We start from the raw sequence: 9,798 nt of genomic DNA on the forward strand, positions 1-9,798 counted from the left end.
CACCAGCGACGCTTGGCACACCAAAAGGCTGTCGGACATTTCAAGCTGCTCAATCGCCGAGATGAGTACGTGCATCGGCAACTCAAGCACGAGCTTGATCCTCTCCAATGTCGCAAACGCCCCAAGGAGACTCGTCGCCTGCAGCGCCTGCTGCGCGTGTCCGTCCAGGCGATCGAGGCGTTGGTCGATCAGGCTGCTCAGGGAGGGGGGAACGCCGTCGGCGCGACCCGTGACGGCCCAGTGTTCCAGCAAGGCGCGCAGCATCAACGGGTTCCCCTCGCAGCCGGCGATAATCCACCGGACGACGTCGTCGGCCACCACCAGGCCATGATCGTCGGCCACCGCGCGAATCATCGCCGACAAGGCGTCCCCATCGAGCGGCGCGAGCTTCCGATACGTCAGCGGCGTGGGCACCCGCGATGGACGCTCTTCCATGATGGTCGCAAAGCGCGACGTGAGCACGACGTACACGCGCATCTCGTTCACGCGCTGCATCACGTCGGATAGCACCTCCCACGACGCATCGTCGAGCCAGTGCACATCCTCGACCAGCAGAAAAATGGGCCGCTCGTCCGAGACGGCGGCGAACAGGTCCACGACCGCGTGACGGATGGACTGCGCGCGCATCGTGCGGATCGCCAGCTCGATGCGCTCCGTCGGCGTGAGCGCCGCCATCGCGTCGGGCGTGGGCGGCTCCTCCGGTCGCTCGTCACCGCGTACCGAATCGGGGGCCAGCAGCTTCCGCAGTACGGTGAGACTCTCCGGCGCGCACCCCATCGCGCCGGGCGACGTAAGTAGCTCCGGGAGCACCTCGATGAGTGCGCCGAGCGGGCGCGCGTTGATGCTCTCTCGGCACTCGATGACCACATCGTGGTACCCCTCGAACTGCGCCACCTTCACCATCTCGGCCACCACGCGCGACTTTCCCATCCCCGGCGGCCCGTACAGCAACACCGCGCTGCCATCGTGCCAGCGGGCGCGGCGCAACGACATCGTCATGGCGCTCAGATCGGCGTCGCGCCCCACGAAACACTTGTCGGTCACCAGCGCCACCGACCGGCGCCGCTGCGGCGCCTCCGCGAATCGCTTCCGCAACAACGTGGCGGGAAGCCGAATGTCACCCGCCCCCGGACCGAGGTCGGCGAGGTATCGGTCGAGAATGGCCACGGCCTCTGCCTTCGAACCGGTCAGCGCGGCGCACTCGGCCAGCGCCAGGGTGCCGTCCTCGTTGAGCGGATCGAGCTGCAGGAGCCACTGGGCGACCACCTGCGTGCCCTTCCAGTCCGCCCGCTCACGCCGTAGGCGCAACACCTCCACCAGCACGCGGCGCACGGCCCCGTGCATCGCCTCTCGCGTGCGCTCGATCCACTCACAGAGCGCGGGCGTGGGGGGCGTGATGTCAGGAAGGAACGTGCCATACGGTTCGGTGCCGCGGGTGATGTCTCGCTCGAAATGCTCGAGCGACGGCGCCAGCGAGAACGTACGCTGCACCTGTATGGCGTCCAGCTGGATCACGTCACCACGCAGCGCCGCCTTCACGCCGAGGGTGCGCAGCTTGTACAGCGCCTGCCGCAGATTGCCGCGCTGTCGCACTTCGTCCTGATCGGGCCAGAACTCCTCCAGCACGGTGTCCCGCCGTACCGCCATCGAGGGCGCATACGCCATCCGCAGCACGAGCATGAAGAGCAGGGCATTGTGCATGCCGAGCGTCTGGTCGCCCAGCATGATCCGCGCCGCGCCGAACGTCTGCAGCGTGAGCGGCACGGCATCGGTGGCGGATTCGTCGATGGCGTCCATCGGAGAGGAAGGTGTAACGCTCAGATCAGGGACAACGGAATGAGGGCGCATGGTCAGCCGACGGAGATGACAGACGACGAACGATGGTCGGCGGGCAACATCCTGTCACCGCGTCATCTCGACGTCATCTGCACGACCCACGCGGGACGGGGACGGGGGCCCTCACATGCCAGTGCTGCACGCTTCGGTGACAGACGAAACGGGCGGTACCCGTGAAGAGTACCGCCCGTGTGATACTGACCGCCAACGCGCCGCGGGCTACCTCACGGCAGCTCGATGAGCGACTCGGTCGCCACGCCGTCGGCTTCGGCCTGGAAGTTCACCACCAGGCGATGACGCAGCACCGACTTGGCGACGCTCTTCACATCGGCGATGTCGGGCATGGCGCGACCATCCATGGCGGCACGGGCCTTTGCGCCGAGGACCAGATACTGCGACGCGCGCGGCCCGGCGCCCCAGCTCACGTACTTCTTCACCCGCGCTGTGGCTTCCGGGGAATCGGGGCGGGTGCTGCGCACGAGGCCAACGGCGTACGACACGAGACTCGGCGGGGCCGGCAACCGGCGCACGAGCCGCTGCAGCTTGAGCAGCTCCTCGCCGCCGAGCACCGGGGTGATGGTGCCCTGCGAGTCGCCCGTGGTGGAGCGGACGATCTGTTCCTCTTCCTCGCGCGTCGGATACCCGATGTTCAGCTCGAACATGAATCGATCGAGCTGCGCTTCGGGCAGCGGGTAGGTGCCTTCCTGTTCCACCGGGTTCTGCGTGGCGAGCACGAAGAACGGCCGCGGCAGCTCATACGTGCGGCCGGCCACGGTAACCGTACGCTCCTGCATGGCCTGCAGCAGCGCGGCCTGCGTCTTTGGCGGGGCGCGATTGATTTCGTCGGCGAGCACCATGTTGCCGAACACCGGACCGGGCGCGAAGCGGAACGCGCGCTTCCCGGTGCCCGGCTCCTCTTCCATCAACTCCGTGCCGGTGATGTCGCTCGGCATGAGGTCGGGGGTGAACTGCACGCGCGAGAACGACAGGTCGAGCGCCTGCGCGACCGTCTGCACGAGCAACGTCTTGGCGAGCCCCGGCACACCCACCAGCACGGCGTGCCCGCCGGCGAGGAGGGCGGTGACGAGATCGTCGACCACGTGATGCTGGCCCACGATGCGTTGCGCGATTTGCGCGGTGAGTTGCGTGCGCGCCTGCGCGAGGCGATCGAGCAGCGCGAGGTCGTTGGCGTCCGGCGGCGATGTCTCGGAGGGCGAAGTCACGTGCGTGGGTTGGATGGTCGCGGCAATGGCTACGGAAACACTAACGGACGCCAAGCGGCGTCCGTTGCGTCCACTTCTGGAATGTACCGCTCGCGGCGCTCAGCGGAGCGCGAAGGCGACCCGCTGCTGCACGGGATAGTTCTCGCTGTTGAGCTGCGCAACGAGAGTATAGCGCCCCGGAGCGGGGGGCTCCCAGCGCTCGTCGTACACGGCGCTGTCGCGCGCATCGAGGAGGCGATTCTGGATCCCCTGCGTGAACAACCGCCCCTGGCTCCAGCGCCATACCTCCCGCCCGACGCTGTCGAGGACCGCGAAGTCGTGGGTCCGCCCGTCGGGGAACAGGAGCTCGACGCGCTTCGGGGAGTCATTCGCGACCTGAATGGCGAAGTGCACCGAGCCGTTCGCGGTATCCACCATGACATGGGAAGTCACCCCCTTGTCGGCGCCGGCCTTGGGGCGCGCGCTCGCGGTCGGGCTCGGCGTGCGTGGTCCACACGCAAAGACGAGTCCGGCAGCGGCCAGCAGTGGAACGGTGATGCGCCACAGCATCGGTGAGCGGGGCGAAATGTCGGGGGAGCGATGCATCGGCGCCAATCGATGGTCCTGCATGCGGTTGGGCGCTTGCGCATCACATTTCGATCTTTGGCCACGTTATTAACGGTCGCTCGGACTGTCAAGAGCGAGTTTACACCGATCTGACCGTCTAAGTGACGGTGGGGGTTGGGGTTCGCGGAGTTCGGACTGATGCCGGTATTTGTTCGGTTTCGGTCAAAAAGTTCGCTTGCGAAAAATTTCACAAGCGTCTAGGTTCCGCCCACGAATGGATGAAATCCCGGAAAAGCCGACGCGTGTTTCCAAACCATCGGACGACGAGGTGTCGCCGTGGGCGCTGGCGGGGCTGGGGACGCAGTTCTTCGCTTCCATCCTGCTCTTTGTGTGGGTCGGCACCTGGCTCGATCGCCGGCTCGACACCGCGCCGCTCTTTCTCTTGGGCGGCGTGTTCGTGGGCGGGGGAGGCAGTTTCTATCTGAGTTACCGGCAACTCACGACGCCGCGTAGCTCGCCGCGACGTAACCACGACACGACTCCGAAATCATGACGGGAAACGCCATGCCCCGGGAATCTGTTGATGGCATGTCCGGGATGCTGAAGGCGCTGGTCGGGTTCACGGTCGCGCAGGCGGTGATCGTGTTCGGCGCGATGGTGGTACTGCAGCGGTTCGTCTGGACCGATGTGTCGGGCGTGGGATCGGTGCGTGCGAGTGCCTGGCTCGCGTTCATCGTGCAGACCTTCACGTTTCTCATCGCGCGGCTCGTGGCGCGGCAGAACGTGATTGCCGGGTGGGGGCTGGGCGTGATCCTGCGGTTCGCGTCGGTCGCCTTCTGGGGCTTGCTCGGAATCAAGGCGCTGGGGCTTCTCGTGGGTCCTGCGCTGATGTCGCTGGTGCTGTTCTACTTCGTCTCGACACTCGTCGAGCCGCTCTTCCTGAACTGAACTTCCCGGATGCAGCTGATGCTCCGTTCGCTGTCGCGTTTCGCCTGTGTCGCCATGCTCGCCTTTGCGCCGCTGTCCGTTGGCGCGCAGGAGCATGATGCTACCGCCACCGAGCATGCCGCCCCGGCGGCCTCGGACAAGCCGGTCGACTTCATTACGCCGCACATCACCGACAGCCGTCATCTCGAGATTCCGGCGCTCAACTCGCACCTCGCGGCCGAGATCGAGCTCCCGAAGTTCGAACCGATCCACATCGGTCCCCTCACGGTCGATCTGTCGCCCACCAAGCATGTCGTGTTCATGCTGCTGGCGGCGGTGATCGTGTCGCTGCTGCTCATCATCGCGGGCAACGCGTCGAAGAAGCAGCACGCGACCATGGGGCACTCCAAGGGCTTCGCCGGGGCCATCGAGGCCATGGCGCTGTATCTCCGCAACGAGGTGGTGCTCCCCAACGTGGGGCACCACGGCGAGGGCTTCGTGCCCTTCGCGCTCACGCTCTTCTTCTTCATCCTCGTCTGCAACCTGCTCGGCATGCTGCCGTGGGGCGCGACGGCCACCGGCAACATCGCGGTGACGGCGATGCTCGCCATCATCACCGCGGTGATCGTCGAGGTGGCGGGGATGCGTGCCAACGGTCTTGGCTATCTCAGCACGATCTTCTACTGGAACAAGGATCTGCCGCTCGTCATGCGCGTCCTCATGTTCTTCGTCATGACGCCGGTCGAAATCGTCGGCAAGCTGTCCAAGCCGTTCGCACTCACGATTCGTCTGTTCGCGAACATGACGGCCGGGCACATCGTGTTGCTCGCCCTCATCGGCATCATCTTCACGTTCAAGAGCTGGGCGCTGACGCCGGTGCCGGTCCTCATGGCCACCGCCATCAGCATGCTCGAACTGTTCGTCGCGTTCCTGCAGGCGTTCATCTTCACGCTGCTGGCGTCGGTGTTCATCGGGCAGATTCGCGAAGCGCACCACTAGTCGCACGACGAAGCATTTCCTCCGATCCGACCGCCCCACTCCCGGGCCCAGGATCGTGTAGCCGGTCGAGCGACCGGCGAAACCCGTTGAGTCTCCGGACTCGCCGACGGGACATGCGGACCTGAGCGTCCGTCGGGAGCGCAGTACACACACGACTTTCTTCTTGGAGTTATACGATGGAAATCATGGGTCTCCTCCAGGCCGCCGCTCCGGTGGTGCAGGATCCGAAGGGTCTCGCGATGATCGGTGCCGGCCTCGCGGCCGGCGGCGCGGTGATCGGTGCCGGCATGGGCATCGGCCGCATCGGTGGCTCGGCCGTCGAAGGTATGGCGCGTCAGCCCGAAGCCGCTGGCAAGATCCAGACGGCCGCCCTCATCCTCGCCGCCCTCGTCGAAGGCGCCGCGCTGTTCGGCGTCGTCGTGGGCTTCTTGATTCAGGGCAAGATCACGTTCTGATGTGTCCGCGCGCGGGGCGTCCCATCGGACGCCCCGCCGCACCCTCTCTCTTCGTGGACTCTTCCATGTTCGCTCTTTCTGCCCGCCGGTTCGGCGCGCTTGCTGCTTCGCTGATGCTCACCGCCACGCCCGCCATGGCGTCCGGGGCTGCCGAAGGCGCCCCGGTCGATCTCCTCGCGCCGTCGACCGGCGTGATGGCGTGGACGCTGGTCATCTTCCTGCTGTTGCTGTTCGTGCTCTCCAAGTTCGCGTTCAAGCCGCTCTTCGCCGCCGTCGAGGCCCGCGAACAGGCGCTGAGCGACGCGATCGAAGGCGCGAAGCGTGATCGTGCCGAAACCGAAGCCGCGTTGGCGCAGCAGCGCGCGCAGCTCGAGGCGGCCCGCACTGAAGCGCAGCAGATCATCGCCGACAGCCGCGCCACCGCGGAAAAGATGCGCAGCGACCTGCTCGCGCAGACCAAGCAGCAGCAGGAAGAGATGATCGAGCAGGCCCGTCGCGCCATCGAGGGCGAGAAGGCCGCCGCGATTGCCGACCTCCGCAAGGAAGCGGTGGACCTCGCGATCGCTGGTGCCTCCCGCGTGATCGAGCAGAACCTCGATTCCGCCGGCAACCGCAAGATCGTCGAAAGCTTCCTCGCGTCGCTCGACAGCAAGGCAGGTCGCTGATGCCGGCCGGCGTGCAGGGCGAATCCGTCGCTCGCAACTACGCCGAGGCGCTGCTCACGCTCGCCCGCAAGGCGGACGACGCGGCGGGGTGGGGCACGATGCTGCGCCAGCTGGCCAACGCCATCTCCACCGATGCGACGCTCGCCAGCTTCCTCGAGTCGCCGCGCATCGCCGGTGATGCCAAGTCGGCCGTGCTCGGCAAGGCGCTCGGCGAGCGCGTCCCCCGCCTCTTTCTTCGCTTCCTGCAGCAGCTGGTGAAGAATCGTCGGCAGACGCTCATCCCGGCCATTGCCAACGAGTATGACACGCTGCTCGATGCCTCCGAGGGCATCGTGCACGCCAAGGTCACGCTGGCGCGGACCACCGCCGACGAGGAAACGGCCATGATCGCCGACCGACTCTCGAAGGTGGTGGGCAAGAAGGTGGTACCGCATGTCTCCATCGACCCCACCATCATCGGTGGCGTCGTGGTGCGCATGGGTGACACCGTGATGGACGGCTCGGTGCGTCGCAAGCTCTCGAAGCTGCGCACGCGCATGGGTACCGGTCGCGCCTGATCCCGGCGGCCACACGCGCCGTTTCACGTGACACCATTCGACGGGGAGTGCCTCACCAGCTGGGGCACTCCCCGTCGTGCTTCCCTCCCTCTCCCCGATACCTCTCCGGCATGCGAGCGCTGCTCTTTCCACGCACGCTGATGGCCTCGGCGGCCCTCGCCGCCCTGATGGGCGCGCCACGGCACACGCTCGGCGCGCAGGCGATTACGCTCCCCAATCAGGGCGCCGCGTCGCCGCGCCTGCCCAAAACACCCGCCACCACCCCGCCGTCCGGTACCACCACCGGGTACTGGCAGCAGCGGGCCGACTATCAGATCGTCGCGCAACTCGACGAGGCCCGCGGGTTGGTGAAGGCGCAGGGCGCGCTGCGTTACACGAATGCGAGCCCCGACACGCTGCGTGAGCTGTGGCTCCATCAGCATCTCAACGCCTTTCGCCCCGGATCCCGCTGGAGCGCCGACGATGAGGCGAAAGGCAAGGAGCGTTTTCAGCGACTGAACGACCCCGACCACGCCTTCGAACGGTTCACCGCGGCGCCCCGCGTCAACGGGCAGCCCCTGCGCTTCAGCTATCCGCTGGCCCCGGACAGCACGGTGGTGCGGGTCGAACTGCGGCAGCCACTGCCACCCGGGCAGCAGTTGGAGGTGCAGCTGTCGTGGGAAGCGCGGCCGAGTACCGTGCTGCGGCGGCAGGGACGTCGTGGACGGCACTTCGACTTTGCGCAGTGGTTTCCCAAAGTCGCCGTGTACGATCGCCACGGCTGGAAGCCCAACGCGTTCGTGGCTCAGGGAGAGCTGTACGGCGAGTTCGGCACCTTCGACGTGACCTTCGTGCTCCCCGCGGACCAGGTGATCGCGTCCACCGGCGTGCCGGTGAGCGGCGATCCCGGCTGGGAGCGGGTTCGGCTGCCGGGGAGTGCCGCGCCGGACTACGCGCGCCGGGCCTACGGTTTGGCGGGGCTCCCACGGGCGCCGCGCGCGCCAGCGCTTAAGGGGTATCGCACCGTGCGCTTCGTCGCCCGCGACGTGCACCACTTCGGGTGGAGTGTGTCCCCCGACTATCGGTACGAGGGCGGGCAGTGGATTCGCCCGCGTAACGGCCGCCCCGGTTGGGATACCGTGGCGTTGCATGTGCTGCACGAACGCTGGTCGCCGGGGCGCACCCTTGGCGACGCACGCCACGCGCTGACCTGGCTGGAATCGCTCTACGGCCCCTACGCCTGGCCGCAGCTCACGATCGCCGAACGGTTGGAGTCCAGCGGGACCGAGTTCCCCATGCTCGTCATGGATGGCGAGGAGGACCGGTCGCTCGTGGTGCATGAGGTCGGGCATCAGTTCACCTATGGGCTCCTGGCGAACAACGAGTGGCAGAGCGCGTGGATGGACGAGGGCTTTACCACCTATCAGGAACTGTGGTCGCGCGGGGAAGCGCGGGTGCCTTTGGCGGCCCAACGGGCAGCGCGGCAATGGCACGATGTCGTGACCATTCCCGACAGCGCCGTCCGGCGGCGGGTGCGGGCCGTCGAGGCGTTCACCGCCACGATCGAAGAGGCCACCCGGCTCACCGGGGCGCCGCCCTTGGGACTGCGGTCGGACCTCTTCGCGTCGAAGGAGGATTACGACGCCATGGTGTACGACCGGGCGGCGGCCATGTACTCCGCACTGCACGACGTCCTGGGGGAGGAGCGGTTCCGCGTATTCCTGCGCACGTACTACGGACGCTGGAGCTTCCGCCATGTCGACCGCTGGGCCATGCAACGGACAGCGGAGAGTGTCACCGGGACCCGGTTGGGCTGGTTCTTCGATCAGTGGATCGACAGCACGGGCACCATCGACTACGTGCTCGAGCGCCCTACGGTCGTACGGGCCGGCGACGACAGTGTCGCGAATCGGCCGAAGCAGTGGGTCGTGACGGTGCAGTTGCAGCGCCGCGGCGCGTATCGTCATCCCATGCCGGTCGGGGTGCGTACCGCCTCCGGGTGGACCGTGGTGCGGGCGGAGCCGTTGCCCGACCGGCAGACGGTGCGTATCGTGCTCCCGGAGCCGCCGATGGATGTATGGCTCGATCCCTTCGGCACCGTGGAGAGTCGCACCACCGCGTCGTCTCGTTTTGTCCTGTTCTGATGGTCTCGCGTGCAATTCACCGTTGCCCCTTGAGGATGTGCGAATGAGTGGTCGAGTCGACGTGCGCCATGTGCCGAAGCCGTGGGGTCACGAAACCATCTGGGCGCACACCGATCGCTACGTGGGCAAGATCCTGCACATCAAGGCCGGGCAGGCGCTGTCCGTGCAGTACCACGAGCGCAAGGACGAGACCGTGTATCTGCTGAGCGGCGAGATGAAGTACTGGGTCCAGCTGCCGGGCGATACCGAGATGCGTGACCAGGCCCTGTCTACCGGGCAATCGTTCCGCATCACGCCGGGAACGATTCACTACATGGAAGCGGTGACTGATTGCGATGTACTCGAGGCCAGCACCCCCGAGCTCGACGATGTGGTACGCATCAAGGACCGCTACGGGCGCGAAGGCACCAGCGCTCCCTGACGCCTGACATGCAGGGCGCCCCACGCGCAGGGGCCACGAATGCAAA

General features: G+C 66.7%; 11 protein-coding genes. 8 read left to right on the plus strand and 3 right to left on the minus strand.

All coding sequences use genetic code 11. The features are described from left to right. From ACIQ6O_RS08335 to ACIQ6O_RS08345, 3 genes are all read right to left on the minus strand, one after another. The coding region (locus ACIQ6O_RS08335) for an ATP-binding protein (RefSeq protein ID WP_396207319.1) at positions 1 to 1,797 on the minus strand (1,797 nt) is incomplete at its 3' end. Positions 1,798 to 2,060: 263 nt separating this feature from the next. Beyond that, positions 2,061 to 3,059, minus strand: coding sequence for an AAA family ATPase (locus tag ACIQ6O_RS08340; RefSeq protein WP_396207320.1), 999 nt, complete (start codon positions 3,057 to 3,059; stop codon positions 2,061 to 2,063). Positions 3,060 to 3,158: 99 nt separating this feature from the next. Beyond that, positions 3,159 to 3,644: a BsuPI-related putative proteinase inhibitor gene (locus ACIQ6O_RS08345; RefSeq protein WP_396207321.1), complete on the minus strand. Its 486-nt coding sequence runs from the start codon at positions 3,642 to 3,644 to the stop codon at positions 3,159 to 3,161. A gap of 235 nt (positions 3,645 to 3,879) precedes the next feature. On the opposite strand from ACIQ6O_RS08345, the gene ACIQ6O_RS08350 reads away from it, so the two are divergent. From ACIQ6O_RS08350 to ACIQ6O_RS08385, 8 genes are all read left to right on the plus strand, one after another. Beyond that, the gene (locus ACIQ6O_RS08350) at positions 3,880 to 4,158 is read left to right on the plus strand and encodes an AtpZ/AtpI family protein (protein WP_396207322.1); all 279 of its coding nucleotides are present in this window, start codon (positions 3,880 to 3,882) and stop codon (positions 4,156 to 4,158) included. 35 nt (positions 4,159 to 4,193) lie between these two features. Next, on the plus strand, positions 4,194 to 4,553 hold the full coding sequence (locus tag ACIQ6O_RS08355; RefSeq protein ID WP_396207323.1) for a hypothetical protein: 360 nt from the start codon (positions 4,194 to 4,196) through the stop codon (positions 4,551 to 4,553). 9 nt (positions 4,554 to 4,562) lie between these two features. Beyond that, on the plus strand, positions 4,563 to 5,531 hold the full coding sequence (gene atpB, locus ACIQ6O_RS08360) for a F0F1 ATP synthase subunit A (RefSeq protein ID WP_396207324.1): 969 nt from the start codon (positions 4,563 to 4,565) through the stop codon (positions 5,529 to 5,531). A gap of 185 nt (positions 5,532 to 5,716) precedes the next feature. Further along, complete coding sequence (gene atpE / locus ACIQ6O_RS08365; RefSeq protein WP_396207325.1) at positions 5,717 to 5,986, plus strand: ATP synthase F0 subunit C; 270 nt, start codon at positions 5,717 to 5,719, stop codon at positions 5,984 to 5,986. Positions 5,987 to 6,051: 65 nt separating this feature from the next. Then, a complete protein-coding gene (gene atpF / locus ACIQ6O_RS08370; protein ID WP_396207326.1) occupies positions 6,052 to 6,651 on the plus strand; it encodes a F0F1 ATP synthase subunit B in 600 nt (199 codons plus the stop codon). Next, positions 6,651 to 7,208 carry a F0F1 ATP synthase subunit delta gene (locus tag ACIQ6O_RS08375; protein WP_396207327.1) on the plus strand — a complete coding sequence of 186 codons (558 nt, stop codon included), beginning with the start codon at positions 6,651 to 6,653 and terminating at the stop codon, positions 7,206 to 7,208. Before atpF ends, ACIQ6O_RS08375 begins: the two co-directional genes overlap by 1 nt. A 110-nt stretch (positions 7,209 to 7,318) precedes the next feature. Continuing rightward, complete coding sequence (locus tag ACIQ6O_RS08380) at positions 7,319 to 9,331, plus strand: M1 family metallopeptidase (RefSeq protein ID WP_396207328.1); 2,013 nt, start codon at positions 7,319 to 7,321, stop codon at positions 9,329 to 9,331. 43 nt (positions 9,332 to 9,374) lie between these two features. Continuing rightward, a complete protein-coding gene (locus ACIQ6O_RS08385; RefSeq protein WP_396207329.1) occupies positions 9,375 to 9,752 on the plus strand; it encodes a cupin domain-containing protein in 378 nt (125 codons plus the stop codon). Positions 9,753 to 9,798: the final 46 nt, after the last annotated feature.

The sequence above is a fragment of the Gemmatimonas sp. genome (genome assembly GCF_044345575.1).
GTDB lineage: Bacteria > Gemmatimonadota > Gemmatimonadetes > Gemmatimonadales > Gemmatimonadaceae > Gemmatimonas.

Bases quoted from the DNA above. Each gene is read 5' to 3' on its own strand.
- ACIQ6O_RS08385 (WP_396207329.1), top strand. From the start codon at position 9,375: ATGAGTGGTCGAGTCGACGTGCGCCATGTGCCGAAGCCGTGGGGTCAC.
- atpF (WP_396207326.1), top strand. From the start codon at position 6,052: ATGTTCGCTCTTTCTGCCCGCCGGTTCGGCGCGCTTGCTGCTTCGCTG.
- ACIQ6O_RS08375 (WP_396207327.1), top strand. From the start codon at position 6,651: ATGCCGGCCGGCGTGCAGGGCGAATCCGTCGCTCGCAACTACGCCGAG.
- ACIQ6O_RS08380 (WP_396207328.1), top strand. From the start codon at position 7,319: ATGCGAGCGCTGCTCTTTCCACGCACGCTGATGGCCTCGGCGGCCCTC.
- atpB (WP_396207324.1), top strand. From the start codon at position 4,563: ATGCAGCTGATGCTCCGTTCGCTGTCGCGTTTCGCCTGTGTCGCCATG.
- ACIQ6O_RS08355 (WP_396207323.1), top strand. From the start codon at position 4,194: ATGTCCGGGATGCTGAAGGCGCTGGTCGGGTTCACGGTCGCGCAGGCG.
- ACIQ6O_RS08345 (WP_396207321.1), bottom strand. From the start codon at position 3,644: ATGCATCGCTCCCCCGACATTTCGCCCCGCTCACCGATGCTGTGGCGC.
- ACIQ6O_RS08350 (WP_396207322.1), top strand. From the start codon at position 3,880: ATGGATGAAATCCCGGAAAAGCCGACGCGTGTTTCCAAACCATCGGAC.
- atpE (WP_396207325.1), top strand. From the start codon at position 5,717: ATGGGTCTCCTCCAGGCCGCCGCTCCGGTGGTGCAGGATCCGAAGGGT.